Here is a 22,475-nt window from a genome sequence, read left to right as displayed (position 1 = left end):
GGATAATCGCGCCGACTGTGGATAAGCCGGGGGTTGTGGATAAACGCCCCTCGAATTGGCGGTCACGGCCATGGACTGTCGGTCTAGTCGATCACTGTGTCGATATGACCAAACCCTTCGATTCATCTCATCTCCCCGACGTCTTCCGCGGTTCGGAAGCCCGCAAGGCAGGGCTCGTCACGGCTAGCCAGCTACGCGGCTCAAGTGTCCGGCGGTTGTTTCAGGACGTCTACACACGCGCCGGCGTCGAGGTCACACATGAGCTGCGATGCCGAGGCGCCGCACTCCTGGCACCTCCGGAAGCAGTCCTGACCGGACGATCGGCCGCGACCGTTCACGGTGTCGAGCTGGCCAAACCCAACGATCCCGTCGAGATGATCGTGCCGGAGAAGAATCGCTTCGGCCCGATCGTCGGTATCAAAGTACGGCGAACCGAGGTCAAACCCGAAGAATCGAGACCGTGGAACGGCATTCGCATCGCGCGGAAACGCCGAATAGCACTGGATCTCCTGCTTCGGCTTTCTCCCCGTAAATCCGGATGGGTGCGACGGCTCCGCATCGGCGTCCCGGATCTGGACCAGTTCATGAGAGCCGAGAAGCTGACCGATCTGCATCTCAACGGCGAGTTCTACGGTCGCCGCAATAGAGGAATCCGCTTGGCCAGACACGCTTTACGCCTGTCCGACCCTCGCGCGGAGTCACCCCCGGAATCGGAGGTGCGCATCGTGCTGGCCGCCGCCGGCATCACGGCGACGCCTCAGGTCGAGGTCAAGTCCCGAACCGGCCGTTTCCTCGCACGTCTCGACCTCGCGGACGAGAGGTTCCGGGTCGCCATCGAGTACGACGGCCGATGGCACAACACCCCGAAGGAACAAGCATATGACCGCAAACGCCGAAGACGTGTGGAGGCCGACGGCTGGCGATTCGTCGTCGTCACCGCGGAAGACCTTGCGAACGATCTCAGGGGCGTCGTCGAGGCCGTCTGGCAGGCCCGCCGCGGCGCGTTTAGCCCGCTAAAGGCGCCGCGGCCGGTTCAGGAGGGAGTGCGCATGGCGCGCGTTTGATCGGCACGGGCGGCAAGTTCGGCGTCCGGCGGATAGTCGACCGCCAGCAACGTCAGGCCGTGTGCGGGAGCCACAGCACTGTCGCGCGTCCGGCTCTCCAAGACGTCGCCGGGCCAGCCCAGCGGACGGCGGCCGTCCCCCACCAAGAGCAGTGCCCCCACCAGACTGCGCACCATCGAGTGGCAGAACGCGTCGGCGGAGACGGCGACCTCGACCGAGTGCGGCCCGGTCCGCCGCCACACAAGCCGCTGCAGCTCTCGAATGGTCGTCCCGCCCTCACGCTGCTTGCAGAAGGCCGCGAAGTCCTGAAGGCCCAGGAGAGCCTCCGACGCCTCGTTCATCGCCTCGACCGAAAGCGGGCGGCCCCAGGCCAGAGTGTCGTGACGCCGCAACGGATCCACGCCCCACGGCGCGTCCGAAACGCGGTAGAGGTAGTGACGCCGCACGGCCGAGAACCGCGCATCGAACCCAGGCGGCGCGACCCGGGCATCCAGCACCCGCACGTCGCCCGGCAGGTACCTATTCCAGCGATGACGCATTCGCCCCAGGTCAGGAATGCCCTGCTCGTCCACTTCCAGGCGACCGGATCGCGTTTTGCCCGCTAAAGGCGACGCGTCGACGTGGACCACCTGGCCCGCAGCGTGCACACCGGCATCGGTGCGGCCGGCGACGACGACGGACTTAGGGACCGAAGCTCCTGGAGGCTGCTTCGCGAGCGCCTCTTCGAGGACTCCCTGCACCGTGCGCCGCCCGGGCTGCCGCGCCCAGCCGGAGAAATCGGTGCCGTCGTAGGCGACATCCAGACGCAGACGAACGAGCCCGCCCTCCGCAGTGGGAGTGGCGGGCTCGTCCGGGGTGTTCGGTGCCGTCAGGACGTCAGTCCTTCTTGCTGTCCGCGTCCGCGGCGGGGGCCTCAGCGGCCTCGTCGGCGGCGGGAGCCTCGGTGGCCTCCGGAGCCTCGGTGGCGGCCGTGTCGGCAGCCTCAGGGGCGTCGGTGGTCTCCTCGGCGGCCGGGGCGGCAGCCTTCGGCTCGTCCTTGGCGAACTTCGTCTTGCGCGCGGCCTCGGCCTCGGCGGTGACGGTCTTCTCGGCCACCAGCTCGATGACGGCCATGGGGGCGTTGTCGCCCTTACGCGCCATCGTCTTGGTGATCCGGGTGTAGCCACCCGGACGCTCCGCGAAGAACGGACCGATCTCGGCGATCAGCTTGTGCACGACGTCCTTGTCGCGCACGATGCGCTGGATCTGACGACGGTTGTGCAGGTCGCCCCGCTTCGCCTTCGTGATCAGCTTCTCGGCCAGCGGGCGCACCCGCCGGGCCTTCGCCTCGGTCGTCGTGATCTTGCCGTGCTCGAACAGCTGAGTGGCCAGGTTGGCCAGGATCAGCCGTTCGTGCGCGGGCGACCCGCCGAGACGGGGTCCCTTTGTGGGGGTGGGCATCGGTTCTCCTCGTTCAGCTCACAGCTGAAGGCCGGCGCTCCCCCACCCGACCGGTGAGGGAGCCGTAGCTGGCCTTACAGCTGCTCCGTCTCTGCGTAGTCCTGGCCATCGTCGTGGCCATTGTCCGAAATTCCGTCCGTGATGCTGTCGACGCCCTCGGACCAGCCTTCACCGTCGTAGCTGGCCGCGGCCGCGGTCGGGTCGAACCCGGGCGGGCTGTCCTTCAGCGCGAGGCCGAGACCGACGAGCTTGAGCTTGACCTCGTCGATCGACTTCGCACCGAAGTTGCGGATGTCCAGCAGGTCGGCCTCGCTGCGCGAGACCAGTTCGCCGACAGTGTGGATGCCCTCGCGCTTGAGGCAGTTGTACGACCGGACGGTGAGGTCCAGGTCCTCGATCGGCATCGCGTAGGCGGCGATGGTGTCCGCCTCCTGCGGCGACGGGCCGATCTCGATGCCTTCGGCGTCGACGTTCAGCTCGCGCGCGAGACCGAACAGCTCCACCAGCGTCTTACCGGCCGACGCGACAGCGTCCCGCGGCGTGATCGACGGCTTCGTCTCCACGTCCAGGATCAGCTTGTCGAAGTCGGTGCGCTGCTCGACACGGGTCGCCTCGACCTTGTAGGTCACCTTCAGCACCGGGGAGTAGATGGAGTCGACCGGGATCCGGCCGATCTCCGCGCCCGCCTGCTTGTTCTGCAGGGCCGGAACGTAACCGCGGCCGCGCTCGACGACGAGCTCGATCTCGAGCTTGCCCTTGCCGTTCAGCGACGCGATGTGCAGATCCGGGTTGTGCACGGTGACACCGGCCGGGGGCACGATGTCGGCGGCGGTGACCTCACCGGGGCCCTGCTTGCGCAGGTACATGGTGACCGGCTCGTCCTCTTCCGAGGAGACCACGAGCTCCTTGAGGTTCAGGATGATGTCGGTGACGTCTTCCTTCACCCCGGGAACGGTGGTGAACTCGTGCAGCACGCCGTCGATGCGGATGCTCGTCACGGCCGCGCCCGGAATGGACGACAGCAGCGTACGACGCAGCGAGTTGCCGAGCGTGTAGCCGAAGCCGGGCTCCAGCGGTTCGATGGTGAACCGGGAGCGGGTCTCGTTGACCGTCTCTTCGCCGAGAGCCGGCCGCTGGGAAATCAGCATCTTTCCTAATTCCTTTCCAAACGGCGCCCGCCATATGACACCGAAAGGGATGGCGAAGCGGCGGCGCACTCCGGGCGCCGCCGCCCGTGCCCACATCGGGCCGGGGAAACCCCGGCCCGATGGTGGATCACTTCGAGTAGAGCTCGACGATCAGCTGTTCCTGGACCGGAACATCGATCTGAGCGCGCTCCGGGAGCTGGTGGACCAGCACGCGGAGGTTGGACGGAACGACCTGGAGCCACGCGGGAACGGGACGCTCGCCGAACGACTCCTTGGCCGCGACGAAGGGCAGCATCGCGAACGACTTCGGCCGCACGTCGATGATGTCCCACTTCGTGACCTGGTAGGACGGGACGTTGACCTTGACGCCGTTGACCAGGAAGTGGCCGTGGCTCACCAGCTGCCGCGCCTGACGGCGGGTGCGGGCGATGCCGGCGCGGTAGATCACGTTGTCCAGCCGGGACTCGAGGATCTGCAGCAGGTTCTCACCGGTCTTACCCGGACGCCGGACGGCTTCCTTGTAGTACCGGACGAACTGACGCTCGAGAACGCCGTAGGTGTAGCGAGCCTTCTGCTTCTCCTGCGACTGCAGGAGGTACTCGGACTCCTTGATGCGCCCGCGGCCGTGCTGGCCCGGCGGGTAGGGGCGACGCTCGAAAGCCTGGTCGCCGCCGATGAGGTCAACCTTGAGGCGACGCGAAATACGCGTCGCGGGGCCGGTGTAACGAGCCATTTCTTCTTACTCCTCCCCGTTCCTCAGACCCGGCGCCGCTTGGGCGGACGGCAGCCGTTGTGAGGCTGCGGGGTCACGTCCTGGATGGTGCCGACCTCGAGGCCGGCCGCCTGCAGCGAGCGGATCGCCGTCTCGCGACCCGAACCCGGGCCCTTCACGAAGACGTCGACCTTCTTCATGCCGTGCTCGGCAGCCTTGCGGGCGGCGTTCTCGGCGGCCATCTGCGCGGCGAACGGGGTGGACTTACGCGAGCCCTTGAAGCCCACGTGACCACTCGACGCCCACGCGATCACGGCACCGGTCGGGTCCGTGATCGAGACGATGGTGTTGTTGAAGGTGCTCTTGATGTGCGCGTGACCGTGCGCGACATTCTTCTTTTCCTTGCGGCGGACCTTCTTGGCCCCAGCCGCAGTACGAGACTTCGGTGGCATGTTCTGAGGGTTCTCCTGTTAGCGCGCGTTCTCTTGGTGAGCGGCGACCGCTTCGGCCTGGCCGCGCCGGATGATCGAACCGGCGTCGGTGTACAGGTTGCGGAGCGCCATCGGGCGGGCGTAGAGCGCCTTGGGCGAGACACAAGCCGAGCCGCGGCGGTGGACGCCGCCCATACGCACGACCTTCTTGCCCTGGACGCTCACTTCTTGCCAGCCTTCTTCTTGCCGGCGACCGTCTTCTTCGGACCCTTACGGGTGCGGGCGTTCGTCTTGGTCCGCTGACCACGGACGGGAAGTCCGCGACGCCAGCGAAGGCCCTCGTAGCACCCGATCTCGATCTTCCGACGGATGTCGGCGTTCACCTCGCGGCGAAGGTCACCCTCGACCTTGAAGTTCTCCTCGATGTAGACCCGCAGCTTGGCGAGGTCGTCATCGCTCAGATCCTTGACGCGAGTGTCCGCGTTGAGCTCGGCAGCCGCGATGAGCTGCTTCGAGCGGGTACGGCCGATGCCGTAGATGTAGGTCAGCGCGATCTCCAACCGCTTTTCGCGGGGGAGGTCTACGCCAGCGAGTCGTGCCATTGGCGTTGATGCTCCTTCATAGAATTCATCTTCAGGTCTGCTCCCCGTCCGGTCCCGGGACCGACTCGCCTGTCGTGCCCTCTGCTTGCGCTTCGGGTGTCCCGGCCTCGGCCTGAAGTCCGAGGGTGAACCGGGCCGTTCGCACGGCCCGGCAGGTGCGGGGAGATTGTGTAGCCGTCAATCCACTCTGTACGAGTGCGAGTGATCAGCCCTGCCGCTGCTTGTGCCGCAGGTTTTCGCAGATCACCATGATCCGGCCGTGACGGCGGATCACCTTGCACTTGTCGCAGATCTTCTTGACGCTCGGCTGGACCTTCACGTCTCCTGCTCTCCTGCTTGTGCTAACTCGTCGTGATCACTTGTAGCGGTAGACGATGCGACCACGTGACAAGTCGTAGGGCGAGAGCTCCACGACAACCCTGTCCTCGGGCAGGATGCGGATGTAGTGCTGCCGCATCTTGCCGCTGATGTGTGCAAGGACCTTGTGGCCGTTCTCCAACTCGACGCGGAACATCGCGTTGGGGAGCGGCTCGACTACGCGGCCTTCGACCTCGATGGCCCCGTCTTTCTTGCCCATGTCCTCCGCATTTCCTGTCGCTACACTGTGTGATCAGTCAAAGCTTGAGTGCTTGGCTGGGTGGTGCATCGGCACACTCCTGCCCGGGTCCAATGTCCGTTCGCGAGAGTTCACGAGCGCGCAGGATCCGGGCGCGATGAGTACACCGACTTGACAGTGTACGCAACCCGTGTCGCGAGCCCCAAACGGGGGTGACTGTGTTAGGTGACCCCTCGAGCCCGCCCGATGTGGCCTTCCCCATCGTACGCCCCTCGCCGACCTGCGTTTAGCGGGCTAATCGCGATCCGGCGGGCCCGTGACGTGGGACACTCGGCAGCCGAGGTGTACCTGATGGAGGCAGCGGGCAGGCGCCTCAATGGCCGTCCCAGGCGCTCCGCCGACCAGCGGGCGCACTTGCGTTTAGCGGCCTAACTGCGATCTGTGAGCGCACTTGCGTTTAGCGGGCTAAACGCGATCTGTAGGACGAAAGGCCAGGTCAGGCGTCTTCGGGGGCGGTCAGCACCCACGGGCCGTCGTCGGTGATGGCGACGGTGTGCTCCCAGTGCGAGGCCCGGGAGCCATCGGCGGTCACGACGGTCCAGCCGTCCTCGAGCTCGACGGTCTCCCCGCCGCCACCGGTCAGCATGGGCTCGATCGCGAGCGCCATACCGGTCTTGAGCCGCGGCCCCTTGCCCGGTTTGCCCAGGTTCGGCAGGAACGGGTCCATGTGCATCTGGCGCCCGATGCCGTGACCGCCGTACTCGACGATCATCCCGTACTCGACGCCGTCTTCCCGGCTCGACTTCTCGGCCGCGGTCTGCACCGCGTGCGAGATGTCCGTGAGCCTGCCGCCGGACGACACCGCGGCGATCCCCGCCCACATCGCCGCCTCAGTGGCGGCCGAGAGCGCGAGATCCGCCTTCGACACCTCACCGATCGCGAGGGTGACCGCCGAGTCGCCGTGCCAGCCGTCGAGGATGGCACCGCAGTCCACCGAGATGATGTCGCCGTCGTTCAAGACCTGGGTCTTCGACGGGATGCCGTGCACGATCTGCTCGTTCACCGAAGCGCAGATCGACGCCGGGAAGCCGTGGTACCCCTTGAACGAAGGCACCGCGCCGGCGTCACGGATCGTCTGCTCGGCGAGCTCGTCGAGGTCGGCCGTGGTCACCCCCGGCTTGGCGATCTCACGCACCGCGGTGAGGGTGCGCCAGACGACCAGGCCGGCGGCTCGCATGGCCTGGAGCTCGCCAGGGGTCTTGATTTCGATCATGCGCCCACGACGAAGCCGTTGCAGTACACGCAGTCCTCCGAGATTCACGTGCGGTCGCGCAGCGCTTCCAGCACGCGGGCGGAGATCTCGTCGACCGAGCCGACGCCGTCGACCGAGACCAGGATGTCCGAGTAGTACTCGAGCAGCGGAGCGGTCTCGGACACGTAGATCTGCTGACGGCGGCGGATGACCTCTTCGGTGTCGTCCGAACGGCCGCGGGACAGCAGCCGATCGACGACGACGTCTTCCGAGACCTGGAGCTGGATGACCGCGTTGAGCTTGGTGTCGACCTCGCCGAGGATCTCACCGAGGACGTCGGCCTGCTTCGTGTTCCGAGGGAACCCGTCGAGCAGGAAACCGACCTTCGCGTCGGGTTCGGCGAGGCGCTCGCGCACCATCTCGTTCGTGACCGAGTCGGGCACGAGTTCACCGGAGTCCAGGTAGCGCTTGGCTTCCTGGCCCAGCGGCGTCTGCTCGCCCACGTGGGCGCGGAACAGATCGCCGGTCGAGATGTGCGGGATCCGGAGCTTCTCCGACAGTGCTACCGCCTGAGTACCTTTGCCCGCGCCAGGAGGGCCAACGAGAACCAGGCGCGTCACTTCAAGAACCCTTCGTAGTTACGTTGCATCAGCTGGCTTTCGATCTGCTTCACGGTGTCGAGACCGACACCGACCATGATCAGCACAGCCGTGCCACCGAACGGGAAGTTCTGGTTGTTCCCGCTGCCGGTGACGGACAGGAAGAAGTTCGGAAGGATCGCGATGATGCCCAGGTACAGCGAGCCCGGCAGGGTGATCCGGCCGAGGACGTAGCTGAGGTACTCCGCGGTGGGTCGGCCCGGGCGGATACCCGGGATGAAGCCACCGAACTTCTTCATTTCTTCCGCACGCTCGTCCACGTTGAACGTGATCGTGATGTAGAAGTACGTGAAGAAGATGATCAACGCGAAGTACAGCAGGACGTGCGCCCAGCTGGACTGGTTGACGATGTAGTTCTGGATGAAGACCTGCCAGCCCGCGTTGCTGTTGGCGTCACCGACGAGGCGGCTGATCAGGTCCGGCAGGTAGAGCAGCGACGAGGCGAAGATGACCGGGATGACACCGGCCTGGTTCACCTTGATCGGCAGGTAGGTCGACGTCCCGCCGTACATACGGCGGCCGATCATGCGCTTGGCGTACTGCACCGGGATCCGGCGCTGGCCCTGCTCGACGAAGATGACGCTGGCGATGATCACCAGGCCGAACACACAGATCAGGGTGAAGACCACCGGGCCGGCGCTGCTGAGGATGTTGCCACCCTCGATCGGGATCCGGGCCGCGATGTTCAGGAAGATGAGGACGGACATGCCGTTGCCGACGCCGCGCTCGGTGATCAGCTCACCCAGCCACATCATGACGGCGGTACCGGCGGTCATCGTGATGACGATGATGGCCAGCGTGTAGACGCTGTTGTCCGGGATGATCGCGGTGTCGCACTGCGGGAAGAGCTGCTTGCGGTCGGCGAGTGCCACCACACCGGTCGCCTGCAGGACCGCGAGGGCGATCGTCAGGTACCGGGTGTACTGGGTCAGCTTGCCCTGGCCGGCCTGGCCTTCTTTCTTCAGCTCCTCGAACCGCGGGATGACCACGGTGAGGAGCTGGACGATGATGCTCGCCGTGATGTACGGCATGATGCCGGTCGAGAACAGCGACAGCTGCAGCAGTGCACCGCCACTGAACAGGTTCAGCAGCTGATAGACGCCCTCCTGCGACCCGGTCTCCGTGCATTGCTGCACGGCGGAATACGAGATGCCCGGGGCCGGGATGGTGGCACCGATTCGGTAGACCGCGACGATGGCTAGCGTGAACAGGATCTTCTTACGTAGATCCGGCGTCGCTAGAGCCGAGCGGAAGGCGCTGAGCACGCGGGGAACCTCCTCGGCGTCGTCGGCTGTCTTACCGACGATCGGCTTGGCCGGCCTGGGGCCGGCGGGAACACACAGCTTTCTGGCACAAGCCAGGAACGCTTCGGGGCACACTCGTCCCGAAGCGTGTCGCCGACTCTAACAGCTTCACAGGGCGTGTCCGCAGTGCGTGTGGGTTTTCCGGACGAAGGTTGGTCCGCGGGGTTGATCGGCTGCCGCTTCTCGCTCCAGAACCTTGACAGATCACCTTGGCGTTCCTCACTTTCCGGCCACCGGATCGCGATTAGGGGGCTAAACGCACCGTGATCAGGAACTCGAAGTGGCGAGCGCGCCCGCCATGCCGAGGAGCACGACGCCGGTGCCGCGGTCGACGTTGCGAGTCGCCCGGCGGGACAACCGGAGCGACTTCACGAGCGCGCCCGCTCCGATGTAGGTCGCGCCTGCCACGAACTCGGCGAGCAGGTAGACGGCGCCGAGAATCGCGATCTGGGCGGGAAAGGAGCCGTGAGCTGCGTCGATGAACTGGGGTACGAACGCAGTGAAGATGAGGATCGCCTTCGGATTCGTGATCGCGACGACGAATTCCTTCCTCGCGATCCGGAGCGCGGGTACGGATTCAGTGCCTCGCGGCGCCTGGACCAGCGCGGTTCCCCCGGCGCGGAACGTCGACCACAGCAGGCGCCCGCCGATCCAGACCAGGTACGCGACGCCGGCCCATTTGATCACTGTGAGTGCAAGCTCCGAAGCCGCGAGGAGCTGTCCGAGCCCGGCGGCGACGGCCGCGATCAGCACCGTGAATGCGGCCAATCGGCCTAACAGCCCGGCTAGCCCCTTCCAAGCACCCTGTGTCATGCCGTGGTGCATGCCGAGCAGATTGTTCGCCCCTGGCGTAAAAGCCACGAGGACCGCCGCTCCGAAAAAGACCACCGCCCAAGTCATCGGCCACCTCCTCCCCCACCGTATCGGCGGCCGCGAGCGCGTTTAGCGGGCTAATCGCGCTCTTTCGCGCCAGGATCCGGCGGAGGCGCGAAAGCGGAGTAGTCCGGTTTCTCCGGCTGAGGCTCGGGCGGGAGGACCGCGATGGAGATGCCGTCCTTCGGTGTGGGCATGTCCGCGAGACTCGGGTCGCCGCTCACCGGGACTTCGTCGTCATGGACGCGGTGGCTCATGACGGCCGCGCCCGCTGCGGCGACTACCGCGGCGAAGAGGGCCCACATACCCGCGCCCGGTGTCGTCGACGTCTCGACGGACTCGCCCAGCGTGCGCCCAAGCCCCAAGGGGGCGATGGTGACGACGACTCCGGTGAGGAACACCGCCGCGATGGTGGTCAACCATCGGTCCAAAGCGCCCGGATGCCGCAGGCGGGAGGCACGGGCACTGACGATTACGGCCCCCAGAAGGATCGCCGCGGCGATCAGGAGCGGAACACCGACAGGTGCGGACGGCCCGCTGACAGGGGGTGCGTTGGGCTGAAGGACCTTCGTGTCCCACGCGCCTTGAATGAACACGACCATGACGGCGTCGCTGCGGTCGAAAGAAAAGCGATTCTCGATGCTGAAGAACGGGAAGAGGCAGCCCAGGATGGCGAGCAGCATGGCCAGAGCGGCCAAGCCCGCCGCGACGAGTCTGCGGGGCTCGGGCCGGCCCGACCGCACCGGCTCGCCCGCAGGCTCCGTGGGGCCGGAAATCGACACGATCACCGGCGGGGCGTCCGGCTGCTGAGGGGGCTGCGGATCCTGCCCTGGAGGTGTGGCCACCTCGCAATCCTTCCAGCACAGGCCCCCTTCCGCCACGCTCACGACTCCAGCGGCAGATCGCGATTAGGGGGCGAAACGCAGGTCCGCGCGCGGGTGGCGGGTCAGGAGGCCAGATCGCGTTTAGCCCGCGAAACGCAGGTCCGGGTGAGCGCAAGCGAAAGGCCCGCCGGGCGGAGCCGGGCGGGCCTTTCGGTGAAGCGAGCGAAGAGAGCTCAGAGCGTGGTGGCGGAGCCACCGGCAGCGGAGAGCTTCTCCTTGGCGGAGCCGGAGAAAGCGTCGGCGGTGACGTCCAGCTTGACGCCGTTCACGTCGCCGTTGCCGAGCACCTTCACGAGCTTGCCCTTGCGGACCAGACCGTTCGCGACGAGCTCCTCGGCGCCGACCTTGCCACCCTCCGGGAAGACGCGGGCGATGTCGCCCACGTTCACCGGCTGGTACTCGGTACGGAAGCGGTTCTTGAAGCCGCGAAGCTTCGGGAGCCGCATGTGGATGGGCATCTGCCCACCCTCGAAACCGGCGGGCACGTTCTTCCGGGCCTTGGTGCCCTTGGTACCGCGACCGGCGGTCTTGCCCTTCGAGCCCTCACCACGGCCGACGCGGATCTTGTCGCGCTTCGCGCCCGGAGCCGGACGAAGGTGGTGGATCTTGATGGCAGTCATGCCTTGACCTCCTCGACCTCCACCAGGTGGCGGACGGTGTGGATAAGGCCGCGCACCTCGGGAGTGTCATCACGCACGACGCTCTGGCGGATCTTGCGCAGCCCGAGGGTGCGCAGCGACTCGCGGTGAGCGTGCTTCGTGCCGATCTTGCTCTTGACCTGGGTCACCTTGAGCTGAGTCATGGTCAGACCCCCTGACCCGCGCGCTGACGCAGCATACGAGCCGGAGCGACGTCCTCGAGCGGGAGACCGCGGCGGGCCGCGACCTCTTCGGGACGCTGCAGACCCTTCAGGGCCGCCACGGTCGCGTGCACGATGTTGATCGCGTTGTCGGAGCCGAGCGACTTCGACAGCACGTCGTGGACACCCGCGCACTCCAGCACCGCGCGCACCGGGCCACCGGCGATGACACCGGTACCGGCCGAGGCCGGACGGAGCAGCACGACACCGGCGGCTTCCTCACCCTGGATCGGGTGGGGGATGGTGCCGGCGACGCGGGGAACGCGGAAGAAGTTCTTCTTCGCTTCCTCGACGCCCTTGGCGATGGCCGCGGGAACTTCCTTGGCCTTGCCGTAGCCGACGCCGACCTGACCGTCGCCGTCACCGACGACCACCAGGGCGGTGAAGCTGAAGCGACGACCACCCTTGACGACCTTGGCGACGCGGTTGATCGTCACGACCTTCTCGAGGTGCGGGGTCTTTTCCTGGCCGGCCCCGCCACGGCCGCTGTCGCGCCGGTCCCGGCGGTCGCGACGGTCATTGCGGTCGTTGCCGCCCTGCCCGCCGGGTCCGCCCTGGCCGCCGCCGAATTGCCGTGTACGTCCCGGCATCAGGCTTTCCTTCCATTCACGAGCATCTGCATCAGAACTCCAACCCCGCCTCGCGGGCAGCGTCGGCGAGCGCCGCGATGCGGCCGTGGTAGGCGTTGCCACCACGGTCGAACACCACGGTCGAGACACCGGCGTTCTTGGCGCGGGCGGCGACGAGTTCCCCGACCTTGGCGGCCTTGGCCTTCTTGTCGCCTTCCAGCGCGCGGACGTCCGCCTCGAGGGTGGACGCCGACGCCAGGGTCTTGCCGGCGAGGTCGTCGATCAGCTGCACGGCGATGTGCCGCGACGAACGCTTGACGACCAGGCGCGGACGCTGGTCCGTGCCGTTGATCTTCTTGCGAAGGCGGAAGTGCCGACGGGCCTTCGCGACGCGGCGGCGGGTCGAGATGTCCTTGCCGACCGGCTTGCGCTTCGTAGTCGTGTCGCTCATGATCACTTACCCGTCTTTCCGACCTTGCGGCGGATCTTCTCACCCTCGTAGCGCAGGCCCTTGCCCTTGTACGGGTCCGGGCGGCGCAGCTTGCGGATGACCGCGGCGATCTGGCCGACCTTCTGCTTGTCGATGCCCGAGACCGAGAACCGGGTGGGGGTCTCGACCTTGAAGGTGATGCCTTCCGGGGCCTCGATCTTCACCGGGTGGCTGTAGCCGAGGGCGAACTCGAGGTCCGAACCCTTGGCCTGCACGCGGTAACCGACACCGTGGATCTCGAGCTTCTTCTCGTAGCCCTCGGTCACACCGACGACGAGGTTGTTGACCAGCGTCCGGGTGAGACCGTGCAGGGCACGGCTGGTGCGCTCCTCGTCGGGACGCTTCACCTCGAGAGTGCCGTTCTCGGCCTTCTCGACGGTGATCGGCTCGGCGATGGTGTGCTCAAGGGTGCCCTTGGGCCCCTTGACCTTGATCTGCTGACCGTCGATGGTCACCTCGACCCCGGAGGGGACGGCGACCGGCAGCTTTCCAATGCGTGACATGTCTTTGCCCCCTTCCTTACCAGACGTAGGCGAGGACTTCGCCGCCCACGCTGTTTCGCTTGGCCTGACGGTCGGTCTGGAGGCCGGACGACGTCGAGATGATCGCGACGCCGAGGCCACCGAGAACCGACGGCAGTTCGGTCGATTTTGCGTAGACCCGCAGGCCGGGCTTGGACACGCGGCGAAGGCCGGCGATGCTGCGCTCACGGTTGGGGCCGTACTTCAGCTCCACGATGAGGTTCTTGTGCTTCTCGCCCGGCTCGTCGCGGTAGCCCGAGATGTAGCCCTCGCGCTTGAGGATCTCGGCGATGTTCGCCTTGATCTTCGAGTGGGGAAGCACGACCTCGTCGTGGTACGCCGAGTTCGCGTTACGCAGACGGGTCAAGAAGTCTGCGATGGGGTCGGTCATCGTCATGGTGACCTGTCAACCTTTCTCGCCCTGGTTCCCTGCACTCACTGCGGGGCCTGTGGCGAAGTGGGAGTTAAAAAAGACTCTTACCAGCTGGACTTGCGGACGCCGGGCAGCTCGCCCGCGTGTGCCATCTCGCGAAGGCAGATCCGGCAGAGCCCGAACTTGCGGAACACCGAGTGCGGGCGACCGCACCGCTGGCAACGCGTGTAACCGCGCACCTTGAACTTCGGCGTCTTCGCGGCCTTGTGGACCAGTGCTTTCTTGGCCATCGACTCAGTTCTCCTTGAACGGGAAGCCGAGCTTGCGAAGCAGCGCGCGGCCCTCGTCGTCGGTGTTGGCGGTGGTGACGACAGTGACGTCCATACCGCGCGGGCGGTCGATGGCGTCCGGGTCGATCTCGTGGAACATGGACTGCTCGTTGAGACCGAACGTGTAGTTGCCGTTGCCGTCGAACTGCTTCGGCGAAAGCCCGCGGAAGTCACGGATACGCGGCAGCGCGATGGTCAGCAGCCGGTCGAGGAACTCCCACATCCGGTCGCCGCGCAGCGTGACGCGCGCGCCGATCGGCTGGCCCTCGCGCAGCTTGAACTGCGCGATGGACTTGCGAGCCTTGCGAACCTCGGGCTTCTGCCCGGTGATCGCGGCCAGGTCGCGGATGGCGCCTTCGATCAGCTTGCTGTCACGGGCGGCGTCGCCGACACCCATGTTCACGACGACCTTGACGACGCCCGGGATCTGGTGGACGTTCTCGAAGGAGAACTCCTGCTGGAGCTGCCCCTTGATCTCCTCGCGGTACCGCACCTTGAGGCGCGGGGCGATCTTCTCTGCGGTGGTCATGATCAGATGTCCTTACCGTTCCGGCGCGAGACCCGGACCTTCTTGCCGTCCTCGCCGATGCGGTAGCCCACCCGGGTCGGCTTGCCGTCGGAGTCGACGACCATCACGTTCGAGACGTGGATGGGCGCTTCCTGCGTGACGATGCCGCCGGACTGCGCACCGCGCTGGGTCTGGGAGATCCGCGTGTGCTTCTTGATCCGGTTCACGCCCTCGACCAGCACGCGCTCGCGCTCGGGGTAGGCCTGGATGACCTTGCCCTTGGCACCCTTGTCCTTGCCGGCGATGACGACGACCGTGTCGCCCTTCTTCACCTTCATGCTCTACAACACCTCCGGCGCGAGCGAAATGATCTTCATGAACTTTCGGTCGCGCAGCTCGCGGCCGACCGGCCCGAAGATGCGGGTGCCGCGGGGCTCATTGTCGTTCTTGATGAGCACAGCAGCGTTCTCGTCGAAGCGGATGTAAGAACCGTCCGGACGACGGCGCTCCTTGCGCGTGCGAACGATGACCGCCTTGACGACGTCACCCTTCTTCACGCCGGCGGCCGGCATGGCGTCCTTCACGGTGGCGACGATGATGTCGCCGATGCCCGCGTAGCGCCGCCCCGAGCCACCGAGAACGCGGATGCAAAGGATTTCCTTCGCGCCCGTGTTGTCGGCAACCCGAAGCCGCGACTCCTGCTGGATCACGTCTACTCCTGTATGTCGCGCTGGTTCTCGCGTTCAGCCGCGAGCCTTGCGGAACTAAGGGACTCAGAGAGCCCTACTTACTTGGCCTTCTCCACGATCTGCACCAGACGCCAGCGCTTGGTCGCCGACAGCGGGCGGGTCTCCATCAGGGTGACCCGGTCGCCCACGCCCGCCTCGTTGTTCTCGTCGTGCACCTTGACCTTGCTGGTGCTGCGGAGAACCTTGGCGTAACGACGGTGCTTCTTGCGGTCTTCGAGCTCGACCACGATCGTCTTGTTCATCTTGTCCGAGACGACGTAACCCTCACGGACCTTGCGGTCGTTGCGGGGGGCCGCCTCAGCGTTGGGCTGCTCGCTCATGCGGCACCTTCACTCTCGGCGTCAGGGGAAACGGACAGGCCGAGTTCACGCTCGCGCATGACCGTGTAGATCCGCGCGATGTCCGTGCGGACGGTGCGCAGACGGCGGTTGTTGTCGAGCTGTCCGGTCGCCATCTGGAAGCGGAGGTTGAAGAGCTCCTCCTTGTATTCCTTCAGACGCAGAACGAGCTCTTCCGCGGTGAGCTCACGCAGCTCCGATGCCTGGGCGGCACCTGCCTTCGCCATCAGAACTCACCACCTTCACGGGTCACGATGCGGCACTTCATGGGCAGCTTGTGGATCGCGCGACGGAGCGCCTCGCGGGCGGTCTCCTCGTTCGGGAACGAGATCTCGAACATCACGCGGCCCGGCTTCACGTTGGCGATCCACCACTCGGGCGAACCCTTACCGGAACCCATGCGGGTTTCCGCCGGCTTCTTGGTCAGCGGGCGGTCCGGGTAGATGGTCGTCCACACCTTGCCGCCACGCTTGATGTGACGCGTCATGGCGATACGAGCGGACTCGATCTGCCGGTTGGTCACGTAGCTGTGCTCAAGCGCCTGGATGCCGTACTCGCCGAAGTTCACCTTCGTACCGCCCTTGGCGGCACCGTGGCGCTTCGGGGAGTGCTGCTTCCGGTGCTTGACCCTGCGCGGGATGAGCACGTGTCAGCCCTCCGTCTTTTCTGCAGTCTCAGCAGCCGGGGCCTCGGTGGCCGTGTCGCCCTTGGGAGCGTCGCCGCTCTTCGCGGCGGCGGCGGCCCGGCCGGCTTCGGTCGAGGTCGGCGTCGTGCCCGACGAGCCGGAACGGCGCGGTCGGGACGGGCGGTCGCCACGGTCACGGCGCGGGGCGCGCTCGGCGGCCGCGGCGGCGTCACGCGCCTCCTTGGCCTTGAGGCCACCCACGAGCTCGCCCTTGTAGATCCACACCTTCACGCCGATGCGACCGAACGTCGTCTTGGCCTCGAAGAAGCCGTAGTCGATGTCGGCACGCAGCGTGTGCAGCGGGACGCGGCCATCGCGGTAGTGCTCGGAGCGGGACATCTCGGCACCGCCGAGACGACCGCCGCACTGCACGCGGATGCCCTTGACCTGCGGCGAACGCATGGAGGTCTGGATCGCCTTGCGCATCGCGCGGCGGAACGCCACCCGGTTGCTCAGCTGCTCCGCGACACCCTGAGCGACGAGCTGGGCGTCGGCCTCGGGGTTCTTGACCTCGAGGATGTTCAGCTGGACCTGCTTGGCGGTCAGCTTCTCCAGCGCGCCGCGGATGCGGTCGGCCTCCGCGCCGCGACGGCCGATGACGATGCCCGGCCGGGCGGTGTGGATGTCGACGCGGACCCGGTCACGGGTGCGCTCGATCTCGACCTTGGAGATCCCGGCGCGCTCCATGCCCGTGGACAGCAGCTTCCGGATCTTGACGTCCTCGGCCACGTACTCCGCGTACTGCTTGTCGGCGTACCAACGCGACTTCCAGTCCGTGGTGATACCCAGGCGGAAGCCGTGCGGGTTGATCTTCTGGCCCACTACCGGCCACCTGCCTTCTTCTTGCCCTGTGCCTTCTTGGCTTCGGCCTTCGGACGCGACTCCACCTCGACGGTGATGTGGCTGGTCCGCTTGCGGATCCGGTACGCGCGGCCCTGGGCCCGCGGACGGATGCGCTTGAGGGTCGGGCCCTCGTCGGCGTAGGCGTTCTTGACCCAGAGGGTGTCCGGGTCGAGATCGAGGTTGTTCTCGGCGTTGGCCACGGCGCTGGCGAGCACCTTCGCGACCGGCTCGCTTGCCGCCTGCGGGGCGAACTGGAGCACGGCCAAGGCGTCGGCGGCGCTACGTCCCTTGATCAGCTCGATCACCCGGCGCACCTTGGTAGGCGAGTCCCGGACGAAGCGAGCCCGCGCGTAAGCCGTCGGCAAAGCCTCGGCCACGTCGTTCTGGGCGTTCATCGCTAGTTCCTTGTTCTCTCGTGCCCGCTCAGCGGCGGCGCGACTTGCGGTCGTCCTTGATGTGGCCCTTGAAGGTCCTAGTCGGGGCGAATTCGCCCAACTTGTGACCCACCATCGCCTCGGTGACGAACACCGGGACGTGCTTGCGGCCGTCGTGCACCGCGATCGTGTGACCCAGGAAATCCGGGATGATCGTGGAGCGACGCGACCACGTCTTGATCACGGTCTTCTTGCCCGACTCGTTGAGAGCGTCCACCTTCTTGAGCAGGTGGTCGTCCACGAAGGGGCCCTTTTTGAGGCTACGTGGCATGTTCTTCTACCTCCCTGCTCAGCGCTTCTTGCCGGTACGCCGGCGGCGGACGATCATGGCGTCGGAGGCCTTGCGGCGGCGGGTGCGGCCTTCGGGCTTTCCGTTCGGGTTCACCGGGTGGCGACCACCGGAGGTCTTACCCTCACCACCACCGTGCGGGTGGTCGACCGGGTTCATGACGACACCACGGACGGTGGGGCGCTTGCCGCGCCAGCGGTTACGGCCCGCCTTGCCCCAGTTGATGTTGGAGTGCTCGGAGTTGCCGACCTCGCCGATGGTGGCGCGGTTGCGCACGTCGACGTTGCGGATCTCGCCCGACGGGAGACGAAGCTGGGCGTACGGCCCGTCCTTCGCCACCAGCTGCACCTTGGCACCGGCGGACCGCGCCATCTTCGCGCCGCCACCGGGGCGGAGCTCGATCGCGTGGATCACGGTGCCGACCGGGATGTTGCGCAGCGGCAGGTTGTTACCCGGCTTGATGTCGGCGCGGGGGCCGTTCTCGACCGTGTCACCCTGCTTGAGCTTCTCCGGGGCGATGATGTAGCGCTTCTCGCCGTCGGCGTAGTGCAGCAGCGCGATACGAGCGGACCGGTTGGGGTCGTACTCGATGTGCGCGACCTTGGCGGGAACGCCGTCCTTGTCGTTCCGGCGGAAGTCGATCAGCCGGTACGCACGCTTGTGGCCACCGCCCTTGTGGCGAGTGGTGATCTTGCCGCTGGAGTTACGGCCGCCGGACTTGCTCAGCGGACGCAGCAGCGACTTCTCCGGGGTGGACCGAGTGATCTCGGCGAAGTCGGAGACGCTGGAACCGCGACGACCCGGGGTCGTCGGCTTGTACTTGCGGATGCCCATGTGTCAGCTCAGTCCTTTACGCGGTGGGTCCGCCGAAGATCTCGATCGGCTTGCTCTCAGCCGAAAGAGTCACGATGGCGCGCTTGGTGTCCTTGCGCTTGCCGAAGCCGGCGCGAGTCCGCTTACGCTTGCCCTGGCGGTTGGCCGTGTTGACGCTGACCACCTTGACGCCGAACACCTTCTCGACCGCGATCTTGATCTGGGTCTTGTTGGCGTCCGGGCGGACGATGAACGTGTACTTGTGGTCCTCGAGCAGCCCGTAGGACTTCTCGGAGATCACCGGCGCGAGCAAGATGTCGCGGGGATCGGGGATGGCGATCGCACTCACTGCTCGTCACTCCCTTCAACCTCGCTCGACCGAGCCGAAGCCTTCGCGCCCTTGCCCCGGACGGGGCCGGCGACGAACACGTCGTAAGCGGCCTTGGTGAACACCACGTCGTCGTTGACCAACACGTCGTAGGTGTTGAGCTGGTCGGGCGTGATGATGTGGACCTCGGCCAGGTTCCGCAGCGAGTTCCAGCTCAGCTCGTCGTCGCGGTGCAGCACCACGAGAACGCGCTTGGCCTGGGTCACCGCGGCGATGGCGGCCTTGGCGGACTTGGTGGACGGCTTCTCGCCGGTCACCAGTTCGGTGACGACGTGCAGCTGTCCGGCGCGGGCCCGGTCGGAGAGGGCGCCACGCAGGGCGGCGGCCTTCATCTTCTTGGGGGTGCGCTGGGTGTAGTCACGCGGCGTGGGGCCGTGGACGACGCCACCACCGGTGAACTGCGGCGCACGGGTCGAACCCTGGCGGGCGCGGCCGGTGCCCTTCTGGCGGTACGGCTTCTTGCCACCACCGCGGACTTCACCGCGGGTCTTGGTGTCATGCGTGCCCTGGCGCGCGGCGGCCAGCTGGCCCACCACGACCTGGTGCATGAGGGGCACGTTGGCCTGCACGTCGAAGATCTCCGAGGGGAGCTCGACCGTGCCGTCGGCTTTACCGGCCGGGGTCTTCAGCTCGACGCTGGTCATGTTCAGTTACCACCCTTCGCGGCGCTGCGAACGAACAGCAGGCCGCCCTTGGGACCGGGCACGGCGCCCTTGATCAGCAGCAGGCCGTCCTCGGCACGCACCGCGTGCACGGTCAGGTTCTGCGTGGTGACCCGGTCGTTGCCCATCCGGCCCGCCATGCGCAGGCCCTTGAAGACGCGGCCCGGGGTGGCGCAGCCACCGATCGAGCCGGGCTTGCGGTGCACGGCCTGGGCACCGTGGCTCGCGCCCTGGCCCTTGAAGCCGTGACGCTTCATGACACCGGCGTAGCCCTTGCCCTTGCTGGTACCGGTCACGTCGACCTCGATACCGGCCTCGAACACCTCGGCGGTGATCTCCTGGCCGACCTCGTAGGTCTCGGCGTCGGTGGTACGCAGCTCGGCAAGGTAACGGCGCGGGGTCACGCTCGCCTTGTCGAAGTGGCCGGTGCGCGGCTTGTTCACCCGGCGCGGGTCGACCGCGCCGAAAGCCAGCTGCACGGCCTTGTAGCCGTCGTTCTCCTGGGTCCGAACCTGGGTGACCACGTTCGGCCCGGCCTGGACGACGGTCACCGGGACGACCCGGTTGTTCTCGTCGAAGACCTGGGTCATGCCGAGCTTGGTGCCCAGGATGCCCTTCACTTGCCTGTCAGACATGAGTCTCTTACTCTCCGCCGCTCGCCAGCCGCTGCTACTGGATGTTGACGTCGACGCTCGCCGGCAGGTCGATGCGCATGAGCGCGTCGACCGTCTTCGGCGTCGGGTCGAGGATGTCGATCAGACGCTTGTGCGTGCGCATCTCGAAGTGCTCGCGCGAGTCCTTGTACTTGTGCGGCGAGCGGATGACGCAGTAAACGTTCTTCTCGGTGGGCAGCGGCACCGGCCCGACAACACGGGCGCCGGTGCGCGTGACCGTCTCGACGATCTTGCGCGCCGAGGTGTCGATCGCCTCGTGGTCGTAGGCCTTGAGCCGGATGCGGATCTTCTGTCCCGCCATGGTGGCTGCTCGTTCCTTGTCGTCTCGTGCCGCTTTTGTCTTTTCAAACCTCAGCCTGGCTGAGGTTTTCCCAGTTCAACGGCCCTGTCCCCGGTCCACGCGGTCGGGCGTGTCGTGCCCGACGCACAGACGGATCCCGCGGGATCTTCGTCTTGCCTGGTCTTCCTCAACGTGAGGAGGCATCGAGCCGGCGGAAAAGCTTGAATCGCCGTCTCAAACGCCCTTGCCCGCTAGCCTCACCCGAAGGAAGTGCTCCGCGGACCGTGGCCGCTCATACCAGGGCGGCCGGAACCTGTCTTCCGAAGGAAGTACGAGTTCGGCCGCCCCAGGACGAGCAACCTGAATAGTGTCGCACACGTGATTTGACGCCTTGAACCCGGGGGTGTATCAGACCCCCGGGTGGCGTTGAATCACTTGATGATCTTGGTGACCTGGCCGGCGCCGACGGTCCGTCCACCCTCACGGATGGCGAAACGCAGACCCTCGTCCATGGCGACCGGCTGGATCAGCACGACGCTGATGTCCGTGTTGTCGCCCGGCATGACCATCTCGACACCCTCCTTGAGGGTGACGACGCCGGTCACGTCCGTGGTGCGGAAGTAGAACTGCGGGCGGTAGTTGTTGAAGAACGGGGTGTGACGGCCACCCTCGTCCTTCGACAGGATGTAGACCGAGCCCTCGAACTCCGTGTGCGGGGTGGTGGTGCCCGGCTTCACGACGACCTGGCCGCGCTCGACGTCCTCGCGCTTGATACCGCGGACCAGCAGACCGACGTTGTCGCCGGCCTCACCCTGGTCGAGCAGCTTGCGGAACATCTCGACACCGGTGACGGTGGTCTTGGTCGACTTCTCCTTGATGCCGACGATCTCGACCTCTTCGTTCACGTTGACGCGGCCACGCTCGATACGGCCGGTCACGACCGTGCCACGGCCGGTGATCGTGAAGACGTCTTCGATCGGCATCAGGAACGGCTTGTCGAGCTCGCGCACCGGGTCCGGCACGTTCTCGTCGACGGCCTGCATGAGCTCGAGAACGCTCTCGCCCCACTTGGCGTCGCCCTCGAGGGCCTTCAGGCCGGAGACCTTGACGACCGGAGCGTCGTCACCAGGGAAGTCCTGGGAGGACAGCAGCTCGCGGACCTCGAGCTCGACGAGCTCCAGGATCTCCTCGTCGTCGACCATGTCGGCCTTGTTCAGCGCGACCACGATGTAGGGCACGCCGACCTGCTTCGCGAGCAGCACGTGCTCACGGGTCTGCGGCATCGGGCCGTCGGTCGCCGCGACCACGAGGATCGCGCCGTCCATCTGCGCCGCACCGGTGATCATGTTCTTGATGTAGTCCGCGTGACCGGGGGCGTCCACGTGAGCGTAGTGACGCTTCTCGGTCTGGTACTCGACGTGCGAGATGTTGATCGTGATACCGCGCTGCTTCTCTTCCGGCGCGTTGTCGATCTGGTCGAACGCCGAAGCGGTGTTCAGCTCGGGGTACTTGTCGTGCAGAACCTTGGTGATCGCCGCGGTCAGAGTGGTCTTACCGTGGTCGACGTGACCGATGGTCCCGATGTTGACGTGCGGCTTGGTCCGCTCGAATTTCGCCTTCGCCACTGGAATGTCCTCCTGGACTGTTTTGCTTACTCACCGGCCAACGTGGCTGTCGGACGGGGATTCGTTTCTTGACGGATGCTGCGGACGTTCAGGAGTGTTCCTTATGCCCGCGAGCGGACGG

At 66.3% G+C, this 22,475-nt stretch carries 37 protein-coding genes; 1 reads left to right on the top strand and 36 read right to left on the bottom strand.

Going from position 1 to position 22,475, the window contains the following annotated elements; translation table 11 throughout:
- Window positions 1-104: 104 nt before the first annotated feature.
- Window positions 105-1,064, top strand: coding sequence for an endonuclease domain-containing protein (locus ACZ3HL_RS20470; protein WP_465533160.1), 960 nt, complete (start codon window positions 105-107; stop codon window positions 1,062-1,064).
- Here the strand turns inward: ACZ3HL_RS20470 and truA are convergent.
- The 36 genes from truA to tuf form a co-directional block, all read right to left on the bottom strand.
- Window positions 1,034-1,867 carry a tRNA pseudouridine(38-40) synthase TruA gene (truA, locus tag ACZ3HL_RS20465; RefSeq protein ID WP_465415895.1) on the bottom strand — a complete coding sequence of 278 codons (834 nt, stop codon included), beginning with the start codon at window positions 1,865-1,867 and terminating at the stop codon, window positions 1,034-1,036. The two genes, ACZ3HL_RS20470 and truA, sit on opposite strands and share 31 nt — an antisense overlap.
- 73 nt (window positions 1,868-1,940) lie before the next feature.
- Window positions 1,941-2,504 carry a 50S ribosomal protein L17 gene (rplQ, locus tag ACZ3HL_RS20460; protein ID WP_034304270.1) on the bottom strand — a complete coding sequence of 188 codons (564 nt, stop codon included), beginning with the start codon at window positions 2,502-2,504 and terminating at the stop codon, window positions 1,941-1,943.
- Window positions 2,505-2,578: 74 nt separating this feature from the next.
- Entirely contained in the window at window positions 2,579-3,652 is a 1,074-nt protein-coding gene (locus ACZ3HL_RS20455) for a DNA-directed RNA polymerase subunit alpha (RefSeq protein WP_005166811.1), read from the bottom strand.
- A gap of 127 nt (window positions 3,653-3,779) precedes the next feature.
- Window positions 3,780-4,385 (bottom strand): 30S ribosomal protein S4, encoded by a 606-nt coding sequence (gene rpsD, locus ACZ3HL_RS20450; protein WP_007031054.1) that lies wholly within the window; start codon window positions 4,383-4,385, stop codon window positions 3,780-3,782.
- 23 nt (window positions 4,386-4,408) lie between these two features.
- Complete coding sequence (rpsK, locus tag ACZ3HL_RS20445) at window positions 4,409-4,816, bottom strand: 30S ribosomal protein S11 (protein ID WP_004558885.1); 408 nt, start codon at window positions 4,814-4,816, stop codon at window positions 4,409-4,411.
- A gap of 18 nt (window positions 4,817-4,834) precedes the next feature.
- Window positions 4,835-5,020 (bottom strand): hypothetical protein, encoded by a 186-nt coding sequence (locus tag ACZ3HL_RS20440; RefSeq protein ID WP_005166807.1) that lies wholly within the window; start codon window positions 5,018-5,020, stop codon window positions 4,835-4,837.
- The gene (gene rpsM / locus ACZ3HL_RS20435; protein ID WP_005166805.1) at window positions 5,017-5,397 is read right to left on the bottom strand and encodes a 30S ribosomal protein S13; all 381 of its coding nucleotides are present in this window, start codon (window positions 5,395-5,397) and stop codon (window positions 5,017-5,019) included. Before rpsM ends, ACZ3HL_RS20440 begins: the two co-directional genes overlap by 4 nt.
- 205 nt (window positions 5,398-5,602) lie before the next feature.
- The gene (rpmJ, locus tag ACZ3HL_RS20430; protein ID WP_004558882.1) at window positions 5,603-5,716 is read right to left on the bottom strand and encodes a 50S ribosomal protein L36; all 114 of its coding nucleotides are present in this window, start codon (window positions 5,714-5,716) and stop codon (window positions 5,603-5,605) included.
- 36 nt (window positions 5,717-5,752) lie between these two features.
- Window positions 5,753-5,974 (bottom strand): translation initiation factor IF-1, encoded by a 222-nt coding sequence (infA, locus tag ACZ3HL_RS20425; RefSeq protein WP_005166804.1) that lies wholly within the window; start codon window positions 5,972-5,974, stop codon window positions 5,753-5,755.
- 475 nt (window positions 5,975-6,449) lie between these two features.
- Complete coding sequence (gene map / locus ACZ3HL_RS20420) at window positions 6,450-7,226, bottom strand: type I methionyl aminopeptidase (RefSeq protein WP_465532828.1); 777 nt, start codon at window positions 7,224-7,226, stop codon at window positions 6,450-6,452.
- 44 nt (window positions 7,227-7,270) lie between these two features.
- Entirely contained in the window at window positions 7,271-7,825 is a 555-nt protein-coding gene (locus ACZ3HL_RS20415; RefSeq protein WP_465415340.1) for an adenylate kinase, read from the bottom strand.
- Window positions 7,822-9,129 (bottom strand): preprotein translocase subunit SecY, encoded by a 1,308-nt coding sequence (gene secY / locus ACZ3HL_RS20410; RefSeq protein ID WP_126733351.1) that lies wholly within the window; start codon window positions 9,127-9,129, stop codon window positions 7,822-7,824. Before secY ends, ACZ3HL_RS20415 begins: the two co-directional genes overlap by 4 nt.
- 306 nt (window positions 9,130-9,435) lie before the next feature.
- Entirely contained in the window at window positions 9,436-10,068 is a 633-nt protein-coding gene (locus ACZ3HL_RS20405) for a LysE family translocator (RefSeq protein ID WP_465532826.1), read from the bottom strand.
- A gap of 50 nt (window positions 10,069-10,118) precedes the next feature.
- Window positions 10,119-10,886, bottom strand: a complete 768-nt coding sequence (locus ACZ3HL_RS20400; RefSeq protein ID WP_465532824.1) for a hypothetical protein — start codon at window positions 10,884-10,886, stop codon at window positions 10,119-10,121.
- A gap of 212 nt (window positions 10,887-11,098) precedes the next feature.
- Window positions 11,099-11,545, bottom strand: coding sequence for a 50S ribosomal protein L15 (gene rplO, locus ACZ3HL_RS20395; protein ID WP_034304258.1), 447 nt, complete (start codon window positions 11,543-11,545; stop codon window positions 11,099-11,101).
- Window positions 11,542-11,727: a 50S ribosomal protein L30 gene (gene rpmD, locus ACZ3HL_RS20390; RefSeq protein ID WP_007031047.1), complete on the bottom strand. Its 186-nt coding sequence runs from the start codon at window positions 11,725-11,727 to the stop codon at window positions 11,542-11,544. The genes rplO and rpmD overlap by 4 nt, the downstream gene beginning before the upstream one ends.
- Before the next feature lie 2 nt (window positions 11,728-11,729).
- Complete coding sequence (rpsE, locus tag ACZ3HL_RS20385) at window positions 11,730-12,374, bottom strand: 30S ribosomal protein S5 (protein ID WP_007031046.1); 645 nt, start codon at window positions 12,372-12,374, stop codon at window positions 11,730-11,732.
- Between the two features lie 31 nt (window positions 12,375-12,405).
- Window positions 12,406-12,804: a 50S ribosomal protein L18 gene (gene rplR / locus ACZ3HL_RS20380; protein ID WP_007031045.1), complete on the bottom strand. Its 399-nt coding sequence runs from the start codon at window positions 12,802-12,804 to the stop codon at window positions 12,406-12,408.
- A 2-nt stretch (window positions 12,805-12,806) separates the two neighbouring features.
- A complete protein-coding gene (gene rplF / locus ACZ3HL_RS20375) occupies window positions 12,807-13,346 on the bottom strand; it encodes a 50S ribosomal protein L6 (protein ID WP_340684757.1) in 540 nt (179 codons plus the stop codon).
- 16 nt (window positions 13,347-13,362) lie between these two features.
- Window positions 13,363-13,761: a 30S ribosomal protein S8 gene (rpsH, locus tag ACZ3HL_RS20370; protein ID WP_005166791.1), complete on the bottom strand. Its 399-nt coding sequence runs from the start codon at window positions 13,759-13,761 to the stop codon at window positions 13,363-13,365.
- 80 nt (window positions 13,762-13,841) lie between these two features.
- Window positions 13,842-14,027 (bottom strand): type Z 30S ribosomal protein S14, encoded by a 186-nt coding sequence (locus ACZ3HL_RS20365; protein ID WP_005166789.1) that lies wholly within the window; start codon window positions 14,025-14,027, stop codon window positions 13,842-13,844.
- A gap of 4 nt (window positions 14,028-14,031) precedes the next feature.
- Complete coding sequence (gene rplE / locus ACZ3HL_RS20360) at window positions 14,032-14,595, bottom strand: 50S ribosomal protein L5 (RefSeq protein ID WP_007031042.1); 564 nt, start codon at window positions 14,593-14,595, stop codon at window positions 14,032-14,034.
- A 2-nt stretch (window positions 14,596-14,597) separates the two neighbouring features.
- Complete coding sequence (gene rplX / locus ACZ3HL_RS20355) at window positions 14,598-14,912, bottom strand: 50S ribosomal protein L24 (RefSeq protein WP_005166786.1); 315 nt, start codon at window positions 14,910-14,912, stop codon at window positions 14,598-14,600.
- A gap of 3 nt (window positions 14,913-14,915) precedes the next feature.
- Window positions 14,916-15,284, bottom strand: a complete 369-nt coding sequence (gene rplN, locus ACZ3HL_RS20350; protein ID WP_005166785.1) for a 50S ribosomal protein L14 — start codon at window positions 15,282-15,284, stop codon at window positions 14,916-14,918.
- 77 nt (window positions 15,285-15,361) lie between these two features.
- Entirely contained in the window at window positions 15,362-15,643 is a 282-nt protein-coding gene (gene rpsQ, locus ACZ3HL_RS20345; protein WP_007031041.1) for a 30S ribosomal protein S17, read from the bottom strand.
- Window positions 15,640-15,888: a 50S ribosomal protein L29 gene (gene rpmC / locus ACZ3HL_RS20340; protein WP_007031040.1), complete on the bottom strand. Its 249-nt coding sequence runs from the start codon at window positions 15,886-15,888 to the stop codon at window positions 15,640-15,642. The genes rpsQ and rpmC overlap by 4 nt, the downstream gene beginning before the upstream one ends.
- The gene (rplP, locus tag ACZ3HL_RS20335; protein WP_005166782.1) at window positions 15,888-16,307 is read right to left on the bottom strand and encodes a 50S ribosomal protein L16; all 420 of its coding nucleotides are present in this window, start codon (window positions 16,305-16,307) and stop codon (window positions 15,888-15,890) included. Before rplP ends, rpmC begins: the two co-directional genes overlap by 1 nt.
- A gap of 3 nt (window positions 16,308-16,310) precedes the next feature.
- Entirely contained in the window at window positions 16,311-17,168 is an 858-nt protein-coding gene (gene rpsC, locus ACZ3HL_RS20330; RefSeq protein ID WP_037332686.1) for a 30S ribosomal protein S3, read from the bottom strand.
- Window positions 17,168-17,584, bottom strand: coding sequence for a 50S ribosomal protein L22 (rplV, locus tag ACZ3HL_RS20325; protein WP_005166780.1), 417 nt, complete (start codon window positions 17,582-17,584; stop codon window positions 17,168-17,170). Before rplV ends, rpsC begins: the two co-directional genes overlap by 1 nt.
- 28 nt (window positions 17,585-17,612) lie before the next feature.
- Entirely contained in the window at window positions 17,613-17,894 is a 282-nt protein-coding gene (gene rpsS, locus ACZ3HL_RS20320) for a 30S ribosomal protein S19 (RefSeq protein WP_003102083.1), read from the bottom strand.
- An 18-nt stretch (window positions 17,895-17,912) separates the two neighbouring features.
- Window positions 17,913-18,746: a 50S ribosomal protein L2 gene (gene rplB / locus ACZ3HL_RS20315; protein ID WP_005166779.1), complete on the bottom strand. Its 834-nt coding sequence runs from the start codon at window positions 18,744-18,746 to the stop codon at window positions 17,913-17,915.
- A gap of 16 nt (window positions 18,747-18,762) precedes the next feature.
- On the bottom strand, window positions 18,763-19,074 hold the full coding sequence (rplW, locus tag ACZ3HL_RS20310; RefSeq protein WP_005166778.1) for a 50S ribosomal protein L23: 312 nt from the start codon (window positions 19,072-19,074) through the stop codon (window positions 18,763-18,765).
- Window positions 19,071-19,757 (bottom strand): 50S ribosomal protein L4, encoded by a 687-nt coding sequence (rplD, locus tag ACZ3HL_RS20305; protein ID WP_034304244.1) that lies wholly within the window; start codon window positions 19,755-19,757, stop codon window positions 19,071-19,073. The genes rplW and rplD overlap by 4 nt, the downstream gene beginning before the upstream one ends.
- A gap of 2 nt (window positions 19,758-19,759) precedes the next feature.
- Window positions 19,760-20,410: a 50S ribosomal protein L3 gene (rplC, locus tag ACZ3HL_RS20300; protein WP_007031036.1), complete on the bottom strand. Its 651-nt coding sequence runs from the start codon at window positions 20,408-20,410 to the stop codon at window positions 19,760-19,762.
- Window positions 20,411-20,444: 34 nt separating this feature from the next.
- Window positions 20,445-20,750, bottom strand: coding sequence for a 30S ribosomal protein S10 (rpsJ, locus tag ACZ3HL_RS20295; RefSeq protein WP_003102098.1), 306 nt, complete (start codon window positions 20,748-20,750; stop codon window positions 20,445-20,447).
- Window positions 20,751-21,160: 410 nt separating this feature from the next.
- Window positions 21,161-22,354 carry an elongation factor Tu gene (gene tuf / locus ACZ3HL_RS20290; RefSeq protein ID WP_465415348.1) on the bottom strand — a complete coding sequence of 398 codons (1,194 nt, stop codon included), beginning with the start codon at window positions 22,352-22,354 and terminating at the stop codon, window positions 21,161-21,163.
- Between the last annotated feature and the right edge of the window lie 121 nt (window positions 22,355-22,475).

The organism is Amycolatopsis sp. NPDC000009 (assembly GCF_055563465.1).
The sequence above is the reverse complement of the archived record's forward strand: the minus strand, read 5'-3'. Positions and strand labels throughout refer to the sequence as shown.

Bases quoted from the DNA above. Each gene is read 5' to 3' on its own strand.
- rpmC (WP_007031040.1), bottom strand. From the start codon at position 15,888: ATGGCGAAGGCAGGTGCCGCCCAGGCATCGGAGCTGCGTGAGCTCACC.
- rplV (WP_005166780.1), bottom strand. From the start codon at position 17,584: ATGAACGCCCAGAACGACGTGGCCGAGGCTTTGCCGACGGCTTACGCG.
- map (WP_465532828.1), bottom strand. From the start codon at position 7,226: ATGATCGAAATCAAGACCCCTGGCGAGCTCCAGGCCATGCGAGCCGCC.
- ACZ3HL_RS20405 (WP_465532826.1), bottom strand. From the start codon at position 10,068: ATGACTTGGGCGGTGGTCTTTTTCGGAGCGGCGGTCCTCGTGGCTTTT.
- rpsM (WP_005166805.1), bottom strand. From the start codon at position 5,397: ATGGCACGACTCGCTGGCGTAGACCTCCCCCGCGAAAAGCGGTTGGAG.
- rplR (WP_007031045.1), bottom strand. From the start codon at position 12,804: ATGAGCGACACGACTACGAAGCGCAAGCCGGTCGGCAAGGACATCTCG.
- rplD (WP_034304244.1), bottom strand. From the start codon at position 19,757: ATGACCAGCGTCGAGCTGAAGACCCCGGCCGGTAAAGCCGACGGCACG.
- ACZ3HL_RS20455 (WP_005166811.1), bottom strand. From the start codon at position 3,652: ATGCTGATTTCCCAGCGGCCGGCTCTCGGCGAAGAGACGGTCAACGAG.
- rpsD (WP_007031054.1), bottom strand. From the start codon at position 4,385: ATGGCTCGTTACACCGGCCCCGCGACGCGTATTTCGCGTCGCCTCAAG.
- infA (WP_005166804.1), bottom strand. From the start codon at position 5,974: ATGGGCAAGAAAGACGGGGCCATCGAGGTCGAAGGCCGCGTAGTCGAG.
- rpsS (WP_003102083.1), bottom strand. From the start codon at position 17,894: ATGCCACGTAGCCTCAAAAAGGGCCCCTTCGTGGACGACCACCTGCTC.
- rplB (WP_005166779.1), bottom strand. From the start codon at position 18,746: ATGGGCATCCGCAAGTACAAGCCGACGACCCCGGGTCGTCGCGGTTCC.
- rplE (WP_007031042.1), bottom strand. From the start codon at position 14,595: ATGACCACCGCAGAGAAGATCGCCCCGCGCCTCAAGGTGCGGTACCGC.
- rpsK (WP_004558885.1), bottom strand. From the start codon at position 4,816: ATGCCACCGAAGTCTCGTACTGCGGCTGGGGCCAAGAAGGTCCGCCGC.
- rpsE (WP_007031046.1), bottom strand. From the start codon at position 12,374: ATGCCGGGACGTACACGGCAATTCGGCGGCGGCCAGGGCGGACCCGGC.
- rpsJ (WP_003102098.1), bottom strand. From the start codon at position 20,750: ATGGCGGGACAGAAGATCCGCATCCGGCTCAAGGCCTACGACCACGAG.
- ACZ3HL_RS20470 (WP_465533160.1), top strand. From the start codon at position 105: ATGACCAAACCCTTCGATTCATCTCATCTCCCCGACGTCTTCCGCGGT.
- rpmD (WP_007031047.1), bottom strand. From the start codon at position 11,727: ATGACTCAGCTCAAGGTGACCCAGGTCAAGAGCAAGATCGGCACGAAG.
- rplF (WP_340684757.1), bottom strand. From the start codon at position 13,346: ATGTCACGCATTGGAAAGCTGCCGGTCGCCGTCCCCTCCGGGGTCGAG.
- ACZ3HL_RS20365 (WP_005166789.1), bottom strand. From the start codon at position 14,027: ATGGCCAAGAAAGCACTGGTCCACAAGGCCGCGAAGACGCCGAAGTTC.
- rplC (WP_007031036.1), bottom strand. From the start codon at position 20,410: ATGTCTGACAGGCAAGTGAAGGGCATCCTGGGCACCAAGCTCGGCATG.
- rplQ (WP_034304270.1), bottom strand. From the start codon at position 2,504: ATGCCCACCCCCACAAAGGGACCCCGTCTCGGCGGGTCGCCCGCGCAC.
- rplO (WP_034304258.1), bottom strand. From the start codon at position 11,545: ATGACTGCCATCAAGATCCACCACCTTCGTCCGGCTCCGGGCGCGAAG.
- rpsH (WP_005166791.1), bottom strand. From the start codon at position 13,761: ATGACGATGACCGACCCCATCGCAGACTTCTTGACCCGTCTGCGTAAC.
- rpsQ (WP_007031041.1), bottom strand. From the start codon at position 15,643: ATGAGCGAGCAGCCCAACGCTGAGGCGGCCCCCCGCAACGACCGCAAG.
- rplX (WP_005166786.1), bottom strand. From the start codon at position 14,912: ATGAAGGTGAAGAAGGGCGACACGGTCGTCGTCATCGCCGGCAAGGAC.